We start from the raw sequence: 19,370 nt of genomic DNA on the forward strand, positions 1-19,370 counted from the left end.
TCTTGTTTTTCTACTTAAACCATTACACTTGAATGATGCCAACATCTTAGCAAAAATTGATCGATTTTATAATCCCTCCATTGAAAATACATGCTTGGTTCCAACTTACTCAACGATCGATCTTTTCTTTCTATAGAAACCTTACGAATTTTGTTCATTTATGCAGAAGCATATTTATCAAATTCCATTATTAAAGTTGCATAGTTAATAGCTTACGTTATCTTTAAAGATGTTTATGAACATTTACAGTTGTCGTGTAATAGGCAACCTTTACTTGAACAAAAAATAGGAAACATGCAAAAAACCCTCTTCTAAATGAGAAAAGGGCTTTCCACTAATATTTCTTAGACGCTAGCTTCGACTTTTGCTTTTGCGATCGCTTAATCTAAATCATCAATTAAATCATCAATGTGTTCAATCCCGACAGAGAGTCGAATCAGATCGTCTCTTACACCAGATGCCACTAGTTCATCAGCACTTAGTTGCTGATGAGTGGTACTTGCTGGATGGATAATTAAGCTTTTCGCATCACCAACATTTGCAACGTGAGACCAGAGATCAACGGCATTGATAATCCCTGCACCTGTTTCACGACCTCCTTTAATGCCGAATACAACAACAGCACCGGCACCTTTCGGAAGATATTTGTGAACAAGTTGATGTGAAGGATGATCCTCTTCCTCAGGATAGCTCACCCATTCAACGGCCGGATTGTCTTTCAAATAAGAAACTAGCTTTCGCGTGTTAGCAATGTGCTCTTTCATGCGAACGTGTAGCGTTTCCACACCAAGAGCAATTTGAAAAGCGTTAAATGGACTAAGCGCAGCACCCGTATCTCTTAGCAGCTGCACTCTTGCTTTTACAATGTACGCAGCTTCTGGGAGTGCTTCAGCAAAAACGATGCCGTGATACGTATGATCCGGCTCTGTGAATCCAGGAAATTTAGAGGAGTTCCAATCGAACTTTCCTCCATCAACGATGATGCCTCCCATCGTTGAGCCATTTCCACCAAGCCACTTTGTCGCAGAATGAACGACGATATCTGCTCCGTGTTCAATTGGTCGGCACAGATAAGGTGTTGCAAACGTATTGTCAATAATCAGTGGTATGCCCGCTTCATGTGCAATTTCAGCAACTTTTTCGATATCCAATACGTGAAGGCCTGGATTCCCAATCGTTTCAGCAAAAATGGCTTTCGTGTTTGGTGTAATGGCTTGCCTAAAAGATTCCACATTTTCCGGGTCAACAAAGTTGGTTTTTATCCCATATTTCGGAAGTGTAGCAGAAAAGAGATTGTACGTTCCACCGTATAAAGTCGATGCTGAAACAATTTCATCTCCGCTATTTGCAACATTTAATATCGCCGTAGTAATGGCTGCCATACCACTTGCTAGTGCAAGCGCTCCAACGCCACCTTCAAGCTGAGCAATTCGTTCTTCAAGTGCTCCGACAGTTGGATTTCCAATCCTTGAATAGATAAACCCTTCTTCTTTTAATGCAAATAAATCAGCGGCATGGTCAGTATTGTCAAATCGATAAGCATTAGATTGATAGATTGGTAGTGCTCTAGCTCCCGTAGCAGGATCTGCTTGTAACCCTCCATGAATGCCAATCGTCTCTAAATGATATTTTTTATCTGCCATTTCACTTCACTCCTTCGATTTTGTTTATCATTGTAAGTTGTTCTTTTATAAGCGGTCCCCATTTATCAAACTCAACGAGAAACCCATCGTGACCAAATTTAGTATCGACAAGATAAAACTGAGAGGATGAATCTTGTTGAAAAAGCTTTTCTAATTCATCTGGTGGATAAATCAGATCTCCTTTGAACCCAATTGCGAGGATGTTTGCTTTGAATCTTTTGTTTACTAAGGTAAGATTGCCTCTTTCAATGCCAATATCGTGGTTATCCATCGCCTTTAACAAATATAAGTAGCTATTTGCATCAAATCGGCTTACAAGCTTATTTCCTTGATAATGAAGATAGGATTCGACATCGTATTGTGGTTCTTTATGGCTAACTGAAGCCCCTTTAACGCCTCGACCGAATTTTTTTTGGAACATTTCATCCGTTCGATAGGAGACCATTCCAATCATTCTTGCGGTTGCAAGCCCAGATGTTGGAGTTTGATCACTACTATAGTAACCATTCCTCCAGTTCGGATCATTCGTAATCGCAAATCGAGAAATGGCATTATAAGCAATTCCATAGGCGTTCAGGGTTGGTGTGACGGCAAGTGGGATAAGATGATCCATCCAATCTGGATAGAGGAGCCCCCATTCTAGTACCTGCATCCCTCCAAGAGATCCACCAATGACAGCATGCAGGTGGTGGATACCAAGTTCCTCTAGCGCTTTTTTCTGAGAATGCACCATGTCTCTTACAGAAACAAACGGAAAATCGGCTTGGTAACGCTTTTGCGTAACTGGGTTGATCGATTGTGGTCCTGTCGAGCCATTACATCCCCCAAGGACATTGAATGTAATAACTTGAAAATCAGAAGTATCGATAGAAGCACCTTTCCCAATTAATCCTTTCCACCAGCCAGCTTCTTCATGACCGACTGTATACTGATTTCCAGTTAAAGCATGACAGACAAGAATCACCGGCGCTCCCCTAGGGCCTACACGTTCATAGGCAAGTTCGACGTCATGAAGTTCATTGCCAGATTCCAGCATTAACGAACCAATCGATACCGTCCGATCTTCGTATATCGTCTCTCTATCCAAACCCCTATCACTCCTTTCAAACAAAAACTGCTTGTTTTTACTTAAAATAAAAAGCCTCTCTGAAAGACAGAGAGGCTTGATTTATTCATCAGCTCCGCTTATCTTTCAGGATTTCTCCTGCAGGATTTGGCACCTTTTCAAACCAGGATTGGTTTGACGGTTGCCGGGCTTCATAGGGCCAGTCCCTCCGCCTCTCTAGATAAGTAAGAATATTTCGTTTTTAATTAATTGTGTTTATTTTAGCAAGGTGGCGCATTAGTGTCAAACATTTTTCGGAATTTTTATTCTTTTGAACTCAGGGATAAAACAGTCTATGACCAGAAATCTTTCGTTAGAATGAACTTTTTGATAAGGTAACGATAGACCATTTAAAAGAGGTGAACAACTATGGAAGCACCCTTCTTTGCATTAGAGGATATGAATAGTGGCGACGTTATTCGCCTTACTGACTTTGTTGGAAAACCAGTGATGATAACGTTCTGGACATCCTGGTGTCCTGACTGTATGAAAGATATGCCGATGAAAGAACAATTTTACCACCATGCTGATCTTGAAGAGCTGGCCTTCTTAACAATAAATGTAACTGGACGAGAACGATCAGAGGAAGCCGGAAAAGAATTTACGATAAAAAACGACCTTCCTTTTCCTGTATTACGTGACAATGGTCGAGAAACGTATGATGATTACGGATGTACTGGAGTTCCAACAACGGTTCTACTCGATAAAGATCATCAAATTGTTAACGTTTTTAATGATCAATCTTCTTTCCTCGATATTGCGAAAGCTCTTCCATCCATCATGAAGTAAAAAAAGCCAGAGGAATCCCTCTGGCTTAAATAATGGATATAAAATGAATAATAGCATGATGCTTCACGAATCTTTTTTCTTTTCTTCAGACTTGCCTTTATTATCTTTTGGGTCTTCTTTCTTTGGAGCTTTTTCGCTCTTCTTTTCCTCTTTGTCTTGCGCTTTTTCGTCTTTCTTCTCAGACTTTTCTTGAGCCTTATCGCTTTTTCTTTCAGCTTTTTCTTGTGCCTTCTCATCCTTCTTTTCAGCTTTTTCTTGAGCTTTATCTGTTTTACTATTTTGTTTTTCAGCCTGCTTTTTTTCTTTCTCTTGTTCTTTTTCTACTTTAGTTTCCGTTTTTTTTTCTGCTTTATCTTGTTTATCTTTTTCATTTTGATCTTCTTTGTCATCTTTTTGTGTCTGCGTGCCACTAGATGAATTGGTTTTCTTTGACTCATTGGAATTAACATTATTCGATTGATTGTCTTTTGATTCAGGAACAGATTTTTGTTCAGGTTGTTTGAGGATAAGTTCTCCGTTTTCATCCTCTTGATCAGGTACTACTTTTTTGTCGTTTAATTGGACAACAGAGTCTTCAATAGGTGTTGGTGTATCTTTCACTTTGAATTCATCAGGATCTTCAGATTCTTTCGCCTCAACAGCGGTCATACTTTCGGGTTGCATTTCATCCATTTTTTTCACAGATAAATTACGTACTTCGTCCATTGACAAAGAAGCTCCCCGATCAATGGCTGCGAGGTATGCCATATATTTCCCTTGAGATATCCCATGTTCTATTGCTTTTTCGCGCATACTGTAATCAGCATCAAGAATGGTTGTAATGGCAACCGCTTGATTAACAAGTGCGTTATTCTTTTCTATACCTTGGATAACGGCTTCTAAATCTCCGCTGATTCCTTTACTTTCTTTTGCTTCAACGTTCGAAGCGACAATGAGTAATTCCCGATTTTCTTCTAGATAGCCTTCGTTATCGAGTTTCGAGACAAGTAATCCTCCAAATTCGCTAAGTGGCATATTCATTGTATCCCGTTCTAAGTTCAACCCTTCACCGTCTGAATTCCATGCTTGATATTGAATAACTTCAAGATCAGAATTAACTCCAACCTCAATACTTGGATTGATATCAAAGCTTACATAGGCTGCAACCACATCATTTTGTCTAACAGGAATAACGCCTGTTACGATAACGACTAACAATAGAATTGCTGCCAAACCGGCCAGGGTGGGCATAGAGGGGGTAAAATAACCTTTTTTCTTATTTAGTGGTTTTGGTGCAAGTTTAATTTCAGAGCCGATTGTTAACTCATGATTTCGCTTCAGATTGATCGTTGAAAATTCTCCATCAGGAGTTAGTACAACTGCCTTTCTTCCGCGAATGTCCATAATGACCCCTTTTTTCATCCCCTGGCCCCCTTTTTTCCAACTACTGTATATAAGATTTCAGAGCATTAAATCCACCCAAATGAATTAATGCAACTGCTATTATATACTTTCGATTACGTTCAATCGTTTTGCGACTGCATGTAACGAGCGCCAGCAAATCTTTTATAGGGAGCTGCTTTTTCTCTAATAAATATCCTGAAAGAACGTGATCATCCGCGATTAATTTTGCAATCATCTTGGCATTTTCTCTTGCATCAATATGTTTCGGACAGTTTTTGCTAAGAACCTTAAACGTAATACTAAATTTCTTCAGCAACTGCTCATATTCCTCAATTTCAAACATTCGTACTTCACGTTGTTTATCAATCTCATATACATCAAGTGCGGCTTTTTGTTCTGCAAAGCTATCTTCTAGCCGACCTTCCTCATCAAGTTCCTCAGGTTCAAGGTAAATATACTTATTCTGTCGCGCTTCTTTTCGAATATAATCGATCACTCTTCTTCTAATCACCATATCAGCAAATGTTAAAAATCTGCTTCCCTGGCCTTTTCGATACTGATCCATAGCTTCATTAAAAGCGGATAGTCCTATACTGAACTCATCCATCGAATGATTTATATAGCGATTGCAAACTTTAGACGTGATTTTCTTAATAAAAGGTTGATAGTCTTCTAAAAGCTGATTGCGTAACGCCTGATTTCCATTCTGTATACGATCAACTTTATCTTCTAAAGTAATAGTCTCTTTTTTGTTTTCATTTTTATTAGCGAAATTTCCCATTGCGCTGATTGAAATGGTTGTCATGTTATACACCTCTCATATTGCAGTCAATCTCAACTAGACCGCTTTTCGGGTTGAATTCTTAGATGTTTTTAAGTTTTGGAAATTCTATAATAGGTTAGAAAATGAAATGCGCCACCATCCGTACAAAACAGTGGAATGGTGACTCTATTCAGTTATACCACTCAATCAGCATCAACGAAAATACAATTTTATGACAATGTTACTGTTTCTTTACTTCCTGTTATATTATCTTATCATTATTAATCTTGCTTAATTTTCAGCAAATTAAATATTCATTTTTTCCTTTGCAGACAGGATTTTTGCAACTTATAAAAAACGAGTAGATGGTCAAAATTCATCAAACGAATTTACTTTAATTAAGAAATTTATCGATTGTTACCACGGATTCAAATGCAAAAAGGATCCGATTTTCATCATTTCCACCAATAACTGTTAATGCAGGAACACTTTGTATTCCGAGCACTTCTGCAACCCAAGGAAAATAATTCAAGTTGCACGTATATACAACAGCGTTCATCTCTTTTGCTTCTGTAACAATATGTAACATTCGCTCTGCTATTTTACATGTCTGACAAAAGGGAGTATAGAAGAATATAACACTACCTTCTTTTTCTAAAAGCTCTTTAATCAAAGCTTCGTCAGTAATCTCTTGCATCCGTATGCCTCAATTCCTTTAAGACCAAAAGGAAGCTACTTAAAGCTTCCCTTCGTTAATCTTTTACTTGCATTATACAGTTAATACTTTAAACTTAGCTGCTCTTAAAATTCTTGTTAAATAATTTAGCGGTGTCTCTGCTACTTCACGATGAAGCATTGTGATATAAAGATGTTCTGCGTGGGGAATTTCCTGCGTTAATTGTCGCCTTAATTTCTCACCTGCATCATCTGCATCAACTAGTACAAACACGTCTTTCTCTTCAAGTTCTTCACTTAATTCCTCAAGTCGCTCAAAGCTAATTGTTCCATAGGTGCAAATAATATGAACAGGTTCATCCAACACTCTCATTAACTGCTGTTTATCTGTTTTTCCTTCGACAATAATTACTTTATCATTCATGGCACAACGCTCCATTTCAAGCTGTCGTATCAATGCATTGCTATAGCATATGGTGGTTGAAAGCAAATCGTTTCACTTTAGAAGTAGATTAGCTAACGAGATATGATTACACAACAGCTATTGAGCCAGGTAACCGTCTATTACTCCGTTTCTTTATCCGGATCTTCTTCTTCTAGATACGTTTCAGAAGTCGAATTACCGTGTTCTCTTTGAAGATCATCAACTGTACGTAGACGATCATCTTCTCTATTACCTGCGGTCTCAAAAGTAGCTTCATCATCTGGTCGGCTATCTTCTTTCGCCTTTTCTAATTTATCCTGTGCTTCTTTCGTACGAATAGCATAAGGAATGGCTTCAAGGCGTTCCTTATCAATCTCTTCTCCAGTATCCACACAAATGCCATAGTTTCCTTCACGAATACGATCAAGTGCTGTATTAATTAAACTCAATCGTTCTCTTGCTGCATCTTCTAAAGTAATATCCTTCTCACGTTGGTCCAACTCAGAAGCCATATCAGCAAAATGATTATCGTACGATGTTAATTCTCCAGTCTCATCGGATAATGCCGCATTTTCATCACGATGACTAGCACCACTATCTAAAAGCTCTTTCTTTAAATTAAGTAACTGTTTTTTAAATTGCTGTAATTCTTCCTTCGACAAAGCCATTATCATTACCTCCATAGGTGATTTTCTTTTCCAATACCTATTTTCCCTTAACCACCGTGCAGTTAAACCATGCAATTATGTTTTATCATGCTCAACTCGTGGAAATAAATGAATATGATTAAAGAATGGAGTGGTAATAATGGCTAAATTAAAACTTGGAGACCAGGCACCCTCTTTTTCACTTATTAACACAGAAGGTGAACTGTTCCAATTTGAACAGCACCAACAAGAAGATAACCGCTGGCATATGCTCGTCTTCTTTAGAGGTGAATGGTGTCCTGTGTGTAACGAACAGTTAGAAGAACTACAAGAACATCTAGGCGCTTTTCAAAAACTAGACGTACACCCAATTGCAATCGCGAAAGACGAATTAGAATCGCTTCGAAAAATGAAAGAAAAACACAGCCTTGAGTTCCCAGTTTTAAGCGACAACGAAAACGCTGCAATCGACTCTTATGGCGTTATGATGCATCGCGAAGACGACCCTTATGAAGATCATGGTGAACATGGGGAACCAGCTATTTTCTTAATCGATGAGAATGGTAAACTGATGGCACAGTTTCTCCAATCCAGCCCTTTCGGAAGACCTTCAGCTGATGGATTGATTACGACCATTAAATACATTCGTAAAAATAAAGCATAAAAATTAAAAAAAAACGGCCAATTGGCCGTTTTTTTTGAAGACATTAAGCTTGTCGGGGATAAACAGGCGCATTCGCTTTTCTTGTCCAGCTACTGCGCTCAGGCCCTCGATCACTTCACCTTTCAATCGGAACACAAAGAACGTGTTCCTTTTGAAAGCTTCCAGTGCTTCTCGGTCCTTTCGAGCGCATTCGCTTTTCTTACTAACACCAGCCGAGGTCGCAGTCTTCGACATACTTTGCCTTTTGCTCTAAAACTTGTTCATAGTGGTAAATTTTATCTTGATCAAATTCGTATCCATCTGATAATTCGTAGCGATTGCCCTGATCAGAGAATAAAATACGGCCGATTTTTTCTTTGTTCAGATACAAATTCATTGCTTTTTGATCAAATTTACCATAAATCTTGTTCGTGACATCAATTCTTACCATAGGACGAGAAGTATCAATCATTTGGATCATCTCCTCTATATCGTTTCTTTCCATAAAGCCTCTATGTGACTAGTAGATGACTAAAACAAAAAAGAACCACTAATTAGAGTGTATGATGAACCGTTCCATCTCATCATTTATTTTGTAAACGGGTGATGCCACAACACATTAAGTTTATTATTCGTCTTCGCTTACCATTTTTTCGTAAGCTTCTGCAGTCATCAATTCTTCAATTTGAGAAGGCTCAGAAGGTTCTACAACAACCATCCATGCTTTTTCATATGGAGAATCATTAACAAATTCAGGGCTGTCTTCTAAATCTTCATTGACAGAAAGAACTTTGCCTGAGATTGGTGCGTACAACTCGGATACAGTTTTTACAGACTCAACGCTACCAAATGGCTCGTCGGATTCGATTGTGTCGCCTTCTTCTGGAAGCTCAACAAATACGATGTCTCCAAGTTCTGATTGAGCGAAATCTGTAATACCGATTCGGATGTTTCCGTCTTCTTGTACTTGTACCCATTCGTGTTCTTCTGAGTAGCGAAAATCTTTTGGTAAGTTCATTGGTAATTCCTCCCTGAAATAATTCCTCTTAATTAAGGTCAATTATATTAATTACAATAACTATCGTATAATAGTTATTATTAATTAAGCAACTATTTTATCGTTTCCACATTTCCTCAAAAACATCTTCTTTAAATCCGACTGTCACATTCTCTCCATCTGTTACTAATGGGCGCTTTATTAACATCCCGTCAGATGAAAGGATATCGAGCAATTCATCTTGAGAAGATGAGGCAACTTTATCTTTTAAACCAAGCTCTCGATACTTCTGACCACTTGTGTTAAAAAATTTCTTGATTGGTAATCCACTCTGATTAACCATTGTAGCTAATTCATCTTTCGACGGCGGATTTTCTACGATATGAATTTCATTTACTTCTACATCGTTTTGCTCAAACCATTTTTTGGCTTTACGGCATGTCCCGCATTTAGGATAGGCATAAAATGTAATGGGCAAATCTGTTCCTCCTTAAAGGCATCATGTGATTCTATGGATAGTTTACCACATGACAGGATGAGGACAAATACAGACGCTTCTCTAAAAAGTAGCTTTCGGCATAAAAAACTAAAATCCTTTAATAAATTCACTCTTTATATTTCCTAATAAGGAGAAAAAAATCCCCCCATTGTTGGAGGGATAAAAAGAGAGTTTGGTTTGGAAGTGATTTTAAATCATTGAATGACATAACCTTAGACAATTAAACAGTAAAGCGTTGTTGTTCCAGTACGGTAGCTGCAATTTCACGTTTCTTTGCAATTACGTTGATTGGCGTGTAGCGCGACAGTTTACGAAGAGCAGAAATCATCATACGTAGAGAATCGCCAGTTTCAACAGCCACTAACGTTTCTTTCGCATGTGCCTCAATGCGATTGAACGCTTCCTGACAGAAAACTTGTGTAAGAAGAAGCTTTTGGTTCTGCTTTTCTACACTCGTTTTGTTGATCGCTTTTTCAGTGCGTAGGACAGCGGATTCCATTGAGTAGATTTCACTTACGATATCTGCAATGTTTGATAAAACTTCTTGCTCTTTATCAAGCGCTTTGCCATACTTTTGCACCGCTGTTCCAGCAGCCAATAACATGATTTTCTTCGCCATCGTAACAAGATGCTTTTCTTGTTCAAGTGGCGCATCCCCAATTTCTTGAGGTGTAAGCATCATGAGTTCTTCTTGAAGAGCTGTTGCTTTTTCAAGAAGTGGTAATTCACCTTTCATTGTTTTGCGAATTAGCGTTCCAGGAACAAGAAGGCGGTTAATTTCATTCGTTCCTTCAAAAATACGGTTTATTCGAGAGTCACGATACATCTTCTCAACTTCGTATTCCGACATGAAGCCATAACCACCGTGGATCTGTAACGCTTCATCAGCAACATAATCAAGTGATTCAGAAGCAAAAACTTTGTTTAAAGAACACTCAACTGCGTATTCAGCGATTGCTTCAGCTACTTTAGCCCCGTTTTTCTGATCTTCATCAGAAAGTTTTCCTAACTTTTGCTCGAAAAGGCCTCCTGTACGGTATGTCGAACTTTCAGTTGCATAAGTGGCAACAGCCATGTTAGCTAATTTTTCCTGAATAAGAGAGAATTTTGCAATTGGCGTGTTGAATTGCTTACGCTCGTTAGCATATTTAGCTGCAAGTTCAATCCCTCTCTTCATGGCACCAATTGTACCTACTGCAAGCTTATATCTACCCACATTAAGAATGTTAAATGCAATCACATGACCTTTCCCTGCTTCACCAAGGAGATTTTCTTTCGGCACCATCACATCATCAAGAATCAATGTTCTTGTAGAAGAAGCTTTAATTCCCATTTTCTTTTCTTCTGGACCTGTCGAAAGTCCTTTAGAATCACGTTCCACGATAAAAGCAGTGAACTTCTCACCGTCAATTTTCGCATATACAATGAATACATCTGCAAAAGCTGAGTTTGTAATCCATTGCTTTTCACCATTTAGAACATAGTGCGTACCTTCTTCATTAAGTTTCGCTACCGTTTTCGCTCCAAGAGCATCCGAGCCCGATCCAGGCTCTGTTAGGGCATAAGCAGCAATCTTCTCGCCTGTTGCTAAACCAGGAAGATATTTTTTCTTTTGATCTTCATTGCCGAAAAATACGATTGGAAGGGACCCAATTCCCACATGCGCACCATAGCTAACTGAGAAACCACCAGCACGAGAAAATTTTTCTGTTATAACAGATGAACTAATTTTATCAAGTCCTAGGCCACCATACTCCTCAGGAACATCCGCTCCAAGAAGACCAATGTCACCTGCTTTTTCAAGCAGCTTACGTGAAATGTCGAATTCATGATTTTCAAGCTTCTCAAGCTGAGGAACGACTTCTTTCAGTACGAAGTCTTCCGTTGTTTTCCCCATCATGACATGCTCATCAGAAAAATCCTCCGGTGTAAAAATATCTTCAGCTGTTTGATCCTCTACCAGAAAGCTCGCACCTTTGATTGTTTTATTCATTGTATTCGACATGCTGATCATTCCTCCATTTTCATTGTTTATAGGATTTCAAACACACCAGCAGCACCCATGCCGCCTCCGATACACATTGTCACAACACCAAACTGCTCACCGCGACGCTTCATCTCATGAATTAAACTAAGGGTTAGTTTCGTTCCTGTGCAACCAAGAGGGTGCCCTAGAGCAATGGCGCCTCCGTTCACATTCACTTTATCTTCATCAAGACCAAGCTTACGAATAACGCGCAGTGACTGAGAAGCAAAAGCCTCATTCAGTTCAAACAATCCAATATCTGAAAGCTCAAGACCTGCAAGGCGAAGTGCTTTAGGAATGGCTTCAATTGGGCCAACTCCCATGATTTCTGGTGCTACACCTGCCACAGCAAACGATCGGAATTTTGCCATTGGCGCTAATCCTTCGCTCTCCGCTTTTTCACGATCCATGACGAGGACGCTCGCCGCTCCGTCACTTGTTTGTGAAGAGTTCCCTGCTGTAACAGAACCTCTTACATTAAAGACCGGTCGCAATTTTCCTAGAACGTCTAGAGATGTATCCGCACGTACTCCTTCATCCTGAGAAAAAAGAAATTTCTTTTCTTGTAGCTTGTTTTTCTCATCAATCCACTTCTTCGTCACTTCAACCGGGACAATTTCATCCTGGAATTTACCGTCTTTGATTGCTTGAGCAGCACGCTGATGACTTCTTAGCGCAAAAGCATCCTGATCTTCCCGGCTAATTTCAAAGCGACGAGCCACTTCTTCAGCAGTGTGACCCATTCCCATAATGTATTCCGGCTTTTCTTCTACAAGTGCCGGGTTGGGCTTGATGACGTGTCCTCCCATTGGTACAAGACTCATAGACTCTACGCCGCCAGCTAGAATTGCGCCTGATTGCCCGAGCATAATTCGCTCAGCTGCATAGGCAATACTTTGCAAGCCAGAGGAGCAATAGCGATTGATCGTAATCGCTGGAACCGTTTCTGAAAGTCCCGCTCTTGCACCGACCATTCTCGCTACGTTTAGCCCCTGTTCCGCTTCAGGTATGGCACATCCAATAATTAAGTCATCTATTTCACCATCATAACCGCCTGCCCGCTTAAGCGTTTCCGCCACGGTGATCGCCCCAAGATCATCAGGACGCATATTTGCAAGCGTGCCACGATTAGCTTTTCCTACAGGTGTTCTAGCTCCAGATACAATAACTGCTTCTCTCATCAAACTTCCCTCCTCCATACTAGTTACGCAGCGGCTTTCCTTTTACTAACATGTGCTGCATTCTTGCTTGCGTTTTTGGCTCTCCTAGCAGGCTGAGGAACGCTTCACGCTCAAGATCAAGTAGATACTGCTCATCAACAAGTGTTCCTTCTTTTACTTTTCCGCCTGCAATAACGTGAGCAAGCTTCGATGCAATCGTCAAATCATGATCGGACAAGTAGCCGCTCCACTTCATCGTTTTTGCTCCCATTAGCATTGCAGCATAACCTGCTTCTCCTGCAACTGGGATCTTTTTAGAGACAGGCGGCTGATAGCCCTGTTCAGCAAGGAATAGCACCTTTTCCTTCGCATCATGAAGGACATGATCTGCATTCGCACTGATCCCATCCTGAGGGCGAATAAATCCTCGTTCCATTGCTTCATGTGCAGATGTTGACACTTTCGCCATTGCAATTGTTTCAAACACATTCGCCGCAATATCGGTAAGATTCACATTAACTCCAGGAGGTGTTTGTTCTAACTGGCGAAGATAAAGCTCTTTGTTTCCGCCTCCGCCTGGAATCAAGCCAACCCCTACTTCTACAAGACCCATATAGGTTTCAAATGAAGCTTGAATGGAAGCGGCAGGCATACATACTTCCGCTCCACCACCTAGTGTCATTTGGAAAGGCGCTGCAACAACAGGTTTCTTTGAATAACGGATACGCCCCATCGACTGCTGGAACTTTCTTGCAACCATTTCAATTTCAAAGAAATTATCATCCTGCGCTTCCATTAACATGTAAGCAACATTGGCACCAACACAGAAATTTTTACCCTGGTTTCCAATCACAAGACCTTCAAAGTTTTTCTCTGTTTCATCAACGGCTTCATTAATCATCTGGAGGATATCCATCCCGATCGCATTGTTTTGGGAGTGAAACTCAAGCCCTGCCACCCCATCACCTAGATCAAGAAGCGTTGCGCCAGTATTTTTCTTAATCACGCGATTCTGAGCTTTTAGTCCTTTAAGATGAATAATTTTCTTGCTTTCTTCAACTACTTTCTGATCACCTTTATGATAGAAAGATTGAGTGGCGCCTTCCTGCTTATAGAAAGACGTTTGCCCTGAGGCAAGCATCTGATCAACCCACTCAGGAATCGTTTCACCTTCTTCTTTCATTCGAGCGACTGACTTCTCTACTCCAAGTGCGTCCCACGTTTCGAACGGACCCATCTCCCAGCCAAATCCCCATTTCATCGCGCGGTCGACGGCATCAATATCGTCTGCAATTTCATAGGCTTTCTCTGCAGAATAAAGAAGGACAGGTTTCATAATGTTCCAGATTAACTCACCGGCGCGATCATTCGCATAAGCAAGCGCTTTCAGTTTATCCGCTTTCGATTTTGCTTGTTTGCTTGCCTCAACAGAAGCGGTTTTTAATTTCTGTCTTGGCTCATAATCAAGCGTTTTAGGATTTAGCTCTAAAATTTCGCTACCTTTTGCACCTTTTTGCTTTACGAAAAAGCCCTGGCCTGCTTTTGCTCCAATCCAGCCTTTTTCTTTCATCTGCTGCATAAATTCAGGGATGCGGAAAACTTCTTTTTCATCGCCTTCAACCTGTTCAAAAACATTGTTTGCTACGTGAATAAACGTATCAAGCCCCACAACGTCAAGTGTTCTGAACGTTGCGCTTTTCGGACGGCCAATTGCTGGACCCGTTACAGAATCTACTTCACCAACTGAAAAACCTCGGTTTAGCATTTCTCTCACTGTTACAAGAAGTCCATAAGTACCGATGCGATTCGCAATAAAGTTTGGTGTATCTTTTGTTTCCACTACCCCTTTACCAAGAGTATCCTCACCAAATGTCTTCATATAGGAGAGAACTTCTGGATCAGTATCTTTTGTTGGAATTACTTCAAGAAGCTTTAAGTATCTTGGTGGGTTAAAGAAATGAGTACCAAGGAAGTGTTTTCTAAAATCGTCTGATCTTTCTTCAGCCATCGCTTCTACTGAAATTCCCGACGTATTCGAGCTAACAATCGTCCCAGGTCGTCTAAATTGATCTACTTTTTCATATACTTTTTTCTTAATTTCAAGGTTCTCAACAACCACTTCAATGATCCAATCAACTTCCTCCAAGCGTTCCATATCATCTTCCATATTTCCTGCTTCAATTAATTGAATGTGATCTTTTTTCGAAAGTGGTGCAGGCTTTTGTTTCTTTAACTTCTCAATCGCTTCTGATGCAAGTCTATTTCTAACCGAGCGATCAGCTAGCGTAAGTCCTTTTGCTTTTTCTTTCTCATTCGGTTCTTTTGGTGCAATATCCAATAATAAACTTGGAATTCCTACATTCGCCAGGTGGGCGGCAATGCCTGATCCCATTACTCCTGCTCCTAATACAGCTACTTTATGAATGCTACGTGTCATAGCGAACCTCCCCTGTTGAATGAATGCTCATTCATTTTTGTCTCAAAAAAAAGAGCGAGATCATTTCCTCTGTCTATACTATAAAATATATTCTGAAATTTAGCAATATACCACGTGTATTTTTTTAACAAAATTAAATTTTTACGAATTTAGTCACAACTTGTTGAAAGCGGACGATTGTCCGCTTTCTTCTATTTCATCATTCCTTTTAACACAAAAGCCACGTTTGCCGGCCGCTCTGCAAGTCTTCTCATAAAGTAGCCGTACCAGTCCTTACCATAAGGTACATAGACGCGCATCTTATAACCTTCTTTAAGAAGCTCCTCTTGTTTTTCCACACAGATCCCATAAAGCATTTGAAACTCAAATTGTGTGTGTGGAATAGTGTATTCTTCAACAAGTTTCTTTGTGTATTCAATAATCTGGTTATCGTGAGTGGCAATCGCAGTATAATTTCCATTTAATAAATGCATTTTAATAATCTTTTTAAAATTTTCATCGACGTCTTTTTTGTCTGGGAATGCTACTTTATGGGACTCTTTATAAGCCCCTTTCACAAGTCTAAGATTAGGAGACAGCTCATTTAACTTCTCAATATCTTCAGCTACCCGGTACAAATAGGCTTGAAGAACAGTACCTATGTTTGCGAATTCTTTCTTAAGTTCAGTGAAGATTTCAATGGTTTTACCACACCTCTCAAAATCTTCCATATCGATCGTGACAAACACGTCGTGGCGATCAGCGGCTTCGAGAATACGACGCATATTCTTTATTGTCATCTGATCATCAATATCGAGACCCATAGATGTTAGTTTAAGAGAAAGCTGAGAATCAAGGTTTTCTGCTGCAATACGCTCAATCGCTTCAATACAATGATTTGTCATTTCATCAGCCTCAGCGGCATTATCAACAAATTCACCGAGATGATCGATTGTAACGGATAATCCTTTTTGATTTAACTTTTTTATCGCGTTCACGGAACTATCAAGAGACGCACCGGCTACAAAGCGGCTTGCTCCAAAACGCATACCATATCGCTTCGCTACTTTCGTTGCTACCCTATTCTTCCCCATGTATAAAAAGAAATTACGCATTACTTGTTCCATCATAACCCCTCCATGAAAACGCATACAAAGCGCTATAAAAAATATATTCTGGAGAAAATCGGCATATAGTATCAAATACCGCCATATTTCGCCTTCAATGCTATTTTACCATGACATGCTATAGATTAATCTAGTTTTGATAGATTTTCTCTCGAATTAATCCTGTTAAATTTTAACTATCACCTTACTCTATACCCCTCTAAACAGAAAGTAAAAGTCATACACTAGTATATTTCCGATCGTCTCTTTCGGATACTTTACTTTTGTTGATTTGTTGCTACACTTATCAAAATTTGTCTATGCAAAAAAAATGAAACCAGAAGAAATCCTGGTTTCATTGATCAGTGTCTTTATTTGACGCTTGAGCTTTTCGGTGCTCTTCGTTCAAGGTTTTAATTTCAGCCACTAACTCTTTCATGGCATCTTTTGCATCAGGATATGTTTGGTTCCAGTGCTTCGCTAGTGGAGGCATCGTTTTTGAGAGATGCGTGTACATCGCCCACAGCTTTACTTTCTCCTTGAGCTCAGGGCTTGTATCTCCAAGGAGAAGCTCTGTGTATTTATCCATCAACCCATCGACTTGTTCCTGAAGTGTTTCAAGACTCATTTTACTCACTCCAATCACACGCAGAATACCCCAATTATAGCATATTTAATGCGATACCCGACCATTCATCTGTACATCTCTTAATCTTCCATAATCGATGCGTTCCTGGTTTTCTTTGATCGCTTTTATTAACTCGTCTATCAGTACCTTTTCATCCGTCACAATAAAGAAACGACAGGATATCATCGCGAAGTCTCCAAAAAATGCTCGACAACCCTCATACCGTTTTGCATCACGAAGTGGCTGATATGGAAAAATAAAATTTCCGCTTTCTTCAAAAGCTGGATCAAGAGGATGTTCTTCAAGCTTCTTAATAAGCTCTCGAATCGTCAGCTCTCGTCCATGCTCATTTTTTCCGATTTCAATTATTTCAAGCAAGGCTAATTCCCCCTTCTTTACAAGGTTCGAACACAAACGGCTCTGATAGAGGGCCGTTGAAAGAAACAACTCGTTTACTAAAATAAAAAAAGAGTCAGAATAAATTCTGACTCAAACTTATGGGTCACAAAGAGTGAGTATTTACAAAGGGGGGACCTGACCTCACTCTTTACCTTATCTTATGTCGATTTAATCAAGTTGGCTGGACAAGTACCACGGTACAAACATGGAATTTTCCTACGCTTGTATAGCAAAAGACACACTCATACATGATTTGAACTTCGATCACCATTATAATAGAAAGAAATGGCATTCGGAGCATCATGGAGGGAATAAGATGGAGATCATTGTAATTGGTGGAGGTATTGGCGGTCTGACAACTGCTGCCCTGCTCACAAAAGACGGCTATCATGTAACAATTCTAGAAGCTTCGAATGAATGGGGAGGATCTGCTGGAAAATTCAGCAGAGGAAAATTTCTTTTTCCAGTTGGTGCAACGATGGGAATGGGGTTTGAGGAAGACGGACTACACCACCGAATTTTAAGAGAGTTGGGACGATCCTTTCCGGCCATCGCAATGGATGAAATTATGCGAATATACCAGGGAAGTCGTGTAATGCCATACTATTCTGATCGAAATCGTCATTTATCAGAATGTGCCACCCAATTCCCCGATTATGCAACCAAAATCGTTTCCTTTTATAAAGAGGTATGGAAAATCGGGGCAGAAATTCGAAAGTTAATTGAACCTCTTCCAGTTGTTCCACCGGTAACTTTATCAGAATGGAAAGGGCTACTTCTATCTCTAAAACCCGGTACACCTCTCCTTTTGCCTTATTTAAGGAAAACAATGGGAGATCTCCTTATGAAACATAACCTTACAGAAGCAACTGATTTTAAGCATTTTATAGATGGACAATTAATCGATAGTATGCAAACAACTAGTGAAAATTGTTCAGCGTTAATGGGCTCCCTCGCTCTCGATATTTATCATGAAGGTGCTTACTATACGGAAGGCGGATTATATCGTATTGCTGAAATACTTCAGCAATATATTGAGGAGAACGGTGGAAAAACCTACCGCAGAAAACAAGTCCAAACGATTCGTCGCGAAAATAACCGCTGGGTAGCCATTGATCAAAAAGGAGAGCATTGGAAAGCAGATCACCTTGTTAGTAACCTACCTGTCCAGGCATTTGTGCCACTTCTACCAGAACCGCTCCAAAAACAACTGCCTCCAAAATTAAGAAGCAGAAGTCAACTTGCACAGTGGGGAGCGTTTACGATGTATCTAGGTTTGAATGAAATGGTGATCCCTGACTATACCGCTCTGTTTAGCCAGGTCCTCTCCACGGATGGAGACATGACGGAGGGGAATCACCTCTTCTTATCCCTGTCGAAGTCCAACGATCTTAATCGTGCACCCGCTGGCTTTCGCACGTTGACCGTTAGTACACATACAGAACTCCATCACTGGGATACAAAAGAGAAATACGATCAATATAAAAAGAAACTTACTGAAAAAATGCTAACAGGGATCGAACGCGTCATTCCAAATGTAAGAAGCGGAATTGAAATACAGGTGACTGGAGCTCCTCGAGCATGGGAACGCTTTACGAAAAGACCAAAAGGTATGGTAGGCGGCTTTCCCCAAACAAACGAATATAGTCTTTTTAACAGCCTTTCCCATCGCACCGGGCTAGATGGATTATGGCTTTGTGGCGACAGCGTATTTCCAGGTGCTGGTACGATTGGGGTATCGACGAGCGGTTACCATGTCTACCGATCAATTTTGAAAGATAACAAGAAAACAAAGCTTTTTTAGAATAAATTCAGCTTTCTTAGGCAGAATGATACTATCATTTATGTTGAAGGAGCGAATGACTATGAACGAAAAGAATAAATTAGTAACTTCCGATAGTGAAAAACTTCTCACTTCTATGCGAGAAGAAATTGCCGAAGAATTCCTTGTGATGGAAGCTGTCACCGAGCAAGTAGAGGAAAAAGATTTTTATACGTATCATCTTTTAAAAGAAGCTGAAAAGCTTCGTGATCAAAAGAAATAGTCCTTTCACAACAATGACGTAT

Annotated in this window: 20 protein-coding genes and 1 riboswitch; of the genes, 4 read left to right on the forward strand and 16 right to left on the reverse strand. The window is 39.9% G+C overall.

The genetic code is table 11. The annotated features are described in order from the left end of the window. Positions 1-380 precede the first annotated feature (380 nt). Both ATG70_RS13880 and metX read right to left on the reverse strand, forming a co-directional pair. Positions 381-1,643, reverse strand: a complete 1,263-nt coding sequence (locus tag ATG70_RS13880) for an O-acetylhomoserine aminocarboxypropyltransferase/cysteine synthase family protein (RefSeq protein ID WP_098444871.1) — start codon at positions 1,641-1,643, stop codon at positions 381-383. A 1-nt stretch (position 1,644) separates the two neighbouring features. Beyond that, on the reverse strand, positions 1,645-2,730 hold the full coding sequence (gene metX / locus ATG70_RS13885) for a homoserine O-acetyltransferase MetX (RefSeq protein ID WP_098444872.1): 1,086 nt from the start codon (positions 2,728-2,730) through the stop codon (positions 1,645-1,647). 95 nt (positions 2,731-2,825) lie between these two features. Continuing rightward, positions 2,826-2,936, reverse strand: a riboswitch (SAM riboswitch). Between the two features lie 181 nt (positions 2,937-3,117). Here metX and ATG70_RS13890 point away from each other — a divergent pair. After that, the gene (locus tag ATG70_RS13890; protein WP_098444873.1) at positions 3,118-3,537 is read left to right on the forward strand and encodes a TlpA family protein disulfide reductase; all 420 of its coding nucleotides are present in this window, start codon (positions 3,118-3,120) and stop codon (positions 3,535-3,537) included. Positions 3,538-3,600: 63 nt separating this feature from the next. Here the strand turns inward: ATG70_RS13890 and ATG70_RS13895 are convergent, their stop codons facing one another. The 5 genes from ATG70_RS13895 to ATG70_RS13915 form a co-directional block, all read right to left on the reverse strand. After that, positions 3,601-4,938, reverse strand: coding sequence for an anti-sigma factor domain-containing protein (locus ATG70_RS13895; protein ID WP_098444874.1), 1,338 nt, complete (start codon positions 4,936-4,938; stop codon positions 3,601-3,603). A 22-nt stretch (positions 4,939-4,960) separates the two neighbouring features. After that, on the reverse strand, positions 4,961-5,725 hold the full coding sequence (gene sigI, locus ATG70_RS13900; protein ID WP_224882387.1) for an RNA polymerase sigma-I factor: 765 nt from the start codon (positions 5,723-5,725) through the stop codon (positions 4,961-4,963). A gap of 352 nt (positions 5,726-6,077) precedes the next feature. Beyond that, positions 6,078-6,380, reverse strand: coding sequence for a thioredoxin domain-containing protein (locus ATG70_RS13905; RefSeq protein WP_098444875.1), 303 nt, complete (start codon positions 6,378-6,380; stop codon positions 6,078-6,080). A 72-nt stretch (positions 6,381-6,452) separates the two neighbouring features. Next, complete coding sequence (locus ATG70_RS13910; RefSeq protein ID WP_098444876.1) at positions 6,453-6,782, reverse strand: toprim domain-containing protein; 330 nt, start codon at positions 6,780-6,782, stop codon at positions 6,453-6,455. 140 nt (positions 6,783-6,922) lie between these two features. Next, the gene (locus ATG70_RS13915; RefSeq protein WP_179886276.1) at positions 6,923-7,450 is read right to left on the reverse strand and encodes a TraR/DksA C4-type zinc finger protein; all 528 of its coding nucleotides are present in this window, start codon (positions 7,448-7,450) and stop codon (positions 6,923-6,925) included. A gap of 139 nt (positions 7,451-7,589) precedes the next feature. Here ATG70_RS13915 and ATG70_RS13920 point away from each other — a divergent pair, with 139 nt between their 5' ends. Continuing rightward, positions 7,590-8,093, forward strand: coding sequence for a peroxiredoxin family protein (locus ATG70_RS13920; RefSeq protein ID WP_098444878.1), 504 nt, complete (start codon positions 7,590-7,592; stop codon positions 8,091-8,093). A 202-nt stretch (positions 8,094-8,295) separates the two neighbouring features. Here the strand turns inward: ATG70_RS13920 and ATG70_RS13930 are convergent, their stop codons facing one another. From ATG70_RS13930 to ATG70_RS13970, 9 genes are all read right to left on the reverse strand, one after another. Beyond that, on the reverse strand, positions 8,296-8,544 hold the full coding sequence (locus ATG70_RS13930; protein WP_179886277.1) for a YusG family protein: 249 nt from the start codon (positions 8,542-8,544) through the stop codon (positions 8,296-8,298). A 156-nt stretch (positions 8,545-8,700) separates the two neighbouring features. Next, positions 8,701-9,090, reverse strand: a complete 390-nt coding sequence (gene gcvH / locus ATG70_RS13935; protein ID WP_098444881.1) for a glycine cleavage system protein GcvH — start codon at positions 9,088-9,090, stop codon at positions 8,701-8,703. Positions 9,091-9,187: 97 nt separating this feature from the next. Continuing rightward, complete coding sequence (locus tag ATG70_RS13940) at positions 9,188-9,547, reverse strand: arsenate reductase family protein (protein ID WP_098444882.1); 360 nt, start codon at positions 9,545-9,547, stop codon at positions 9,188-9,190. Between the two features lie 241 nt (positions 9,548-9,788). Continuing rightward, entirely contained in the window at positions 9,789-11,573 is a 1,785-nt protein-coding gene (locus ATG70_RS13945) for an acyl-CoA dehydrogenase family protein (RefSeq protein ID WP_098444883.1), read from the reverse strand. 26 nt (positions 11,574-11,599) lie between these two features. Next, entirely contained in the window at positions 11,600-12,775 is a 1,176-nt protein-coding gene (locus ATG70_RS13950) for an acetyl-CoA C-acetyltransferase (RefSeq protein ID WP_098444884.1), read from the reverse strand. 19 nt (positions 12,776-12,794) lie between these two features. Continuing rightward, positions 12,795-15,191, reverse strand: a complete 2,397-nt coding sequence (locus ATG70_RS13955; RefSeq protein ID WP_098444885.1) for a 3-hydroxyacyl-CoA dehydrogenase/enoyl-CoA hydratase family protein — start codon at positions 15,189-15,191, stop codon at positions 12,795-12,797. 191 nt (positions 15,192-15,382) lie between these two features. Continuing rightward, positions 15,383-16,297: a proline dehydrogenase family protein gene (locus ATG70_RS13960; RefSeq protein WP_098444886.1), complete on the reverse strand. Its 915-nt coding sequence runs from the start codon at positions 16,295-16,297 to the stop codon at positions 15,383-15,385. Between the two features lie 334 nt (positions 16,298-16,631). Beyond that, positions 16,632-16,904 carry a YusU family protein gene (locus ATG70_RS13965; protein WP_098444887.1) on the reverse strand — a complete coding sequence of 91 codons (273 nt, stop codon included), beginning with the start codon at positions 16,902-16,904 and terminating at the stop codon, positions 16,632-16,634. A gap of 45 nt (positions 16,905-16,949) precedes the next feature. Further along, positions 16,950-17,282 (reverse strand): hypothetical protein, encoded by a 333-nt coding sequence (locus tag ATG70_RS13970; RefSeq protein WP_098444888.1) that lies wholly within the window; start codon positions 17,280-17,282, stop codon positions 16,950-16,952. A 337-nt stretch (positions 17,283-17,619) separates the two neighbouring features. On the opposite strand from ATG70_RS13970, the gene ATG70_RS13975 reads away from it, so the two are divergent. Both ATG70_RS13975 and ATG70_RS13980 read left to right on the forward strand, forming a co-directional pair. Beyond that, positions 17,620-19,107 (forward strand): phytoene desaturase family protein, encoded by a 1,488-nt coding sequence (locus ATG70_RS13975; protein WP_098444889.1) that lies wholly within the window; start codon positions 17,620-17,622, stop codon positions 19,105-19,107. A gap of 61 nt (positions 19,108-19,168) precedes the next feature. Then, on the forward strand, positions 19,169-19,348 hold the full coding sequence (locus ATG70_RS13980; RefSeq protein WP_098444890.1) for a hypothetical protein: 180 nt from the start codon (positions 19,169-19,171) through the stop codon (positions 19,346-19,348). Positions 19,349-19,370: the final 22 nt, after the last annotated feature.

Origin of the sequence: Bacillus sp. es.036 (genome assembly GCF_002563635.1) — a bacterium.
In the GTDB taxonomy this organism is placed as follows: Bacteria; Bacillota; Bacilli; order Bacillales; family Guptibacillaceae; genus Guptibacillus.

Bases quoted from the DNA above. Each gene is read 5' to 3' on its own strand.
- ATG70_RS13930 (WP_179886277.1), bottom strand. From the start codon at position 8,544: ATGATTGATACTTCTCGTCCTATGGTAAGAATTGATGTCACGAACAAG.
- sigI (WP_224882387.1), bottom strand. From the start codon at position 5,725: ATGACAACCATTTCAATCAGCGCAATGGGAAATTTCGCTAATAAAAAT.
- ATG70_RS13890 (WP_098444873.1), top strand. From the start codon at position 3,118: ATGGAAGCACCCTTCTTTGCATTAGAGGATATGAATAGTGGCGACGTT.
- ATG70_RS13975 (WP_098444889.1), top strand. From the start codon at position 17,620: ATGGAGATCATTGTAATTGGTGGAGGTATTGGCGGTCTGACAACTGCT.
- ATG70_RS13950 (WP_098444884.1), bottom strand. From the start codon at position 12,775: ATGAGAGAAGCAGTTATTGTATCTGGAGCTAGAACACCTGTAGGAAAA.
- ATG70_RS13915 (WP_179886276.1), bottom strand. From the start codon at position 7,450: ATGGCTTTGTCGAAGGAAGAATTACAGCAATTTAAAAAACAGTTACTT.
- ATG70_RS13910 (WP_098444876.1), bottom strand. From the start codon at position 6,782: ATGAATGATAAAGTAATTATTGTCGAAGGAAAAACAGATAAACAGCAG.
- gcvH (WP_098444881.1), bottom strand. From the start codon at position 9,090: ATGAACTTACCAAAAGATTTTCGCTACTCAGAAGAACACGAATGGGTA.
- ATG70_RS13965 (WP_098444887.1), bottom strand. From the start codon at position 16,904: ATGAGTCTTGAAACACTTCAGGAACAAGTCGATGGGTTGATGGATAAA.
- ATG70_RS13880 (WP_098444871.1), bottom strand. From the start codon at position 1,643: ATGGCAGATAAAAAATATCATTTAGAGACGATTGGCATTCATGGAGGG.
- ATG70_RS13960 (WP_098444886.1), bottom strand. From the start codon at position 16,297: ATGGAACAAGTAATGCGTAATTTCTTTTTATACATGGGGAAGAATAGG.
- ATG70_RS13905 (WP_098444875.1), bottom strand. From the start codon at position 6,380: ATGCAAGAGATTACTGACGAAGCTTTGATTAAAGAGCTTTTAGAAAAA.
- ATG70_RS13895 (WP_098444874.1), bottom strand. From the start codon at position 4,938: ATGAAAAAAGGGGTCATTATGGACATTCGCGGAAGAAAGGCAGTTGTA.
- ATG70_RS13920 (WP_098444878.1), top strand. From the start codon at position 7,590: ATGGCTAAATTAAAACTTGGAGACCAGGCACCCTCTTTTTCACTTATT.
- ATG70_RS13945 (WP_098444883.1), bottom strand. From the start codon at position 11,573: ATGTCGAATACAATGAATAAAACAATCAAAGGTGCGAGCTTTCTGGTA.
- ATG70_RS13955 (WP_098444885.1), bottom strand. From the start codon at position 15,191: ATGACACGTAGCATTCATAAAGTAGCTGTATTAGGAGCAGGAGTAATG.
- ATG70_RS13980 (WP_098444890.1), top strand. From the start codon at position 19,169: ATGAACGAAAAGAATAAATTAGTAACTTCCGATAGTGAAAAACTTCTC.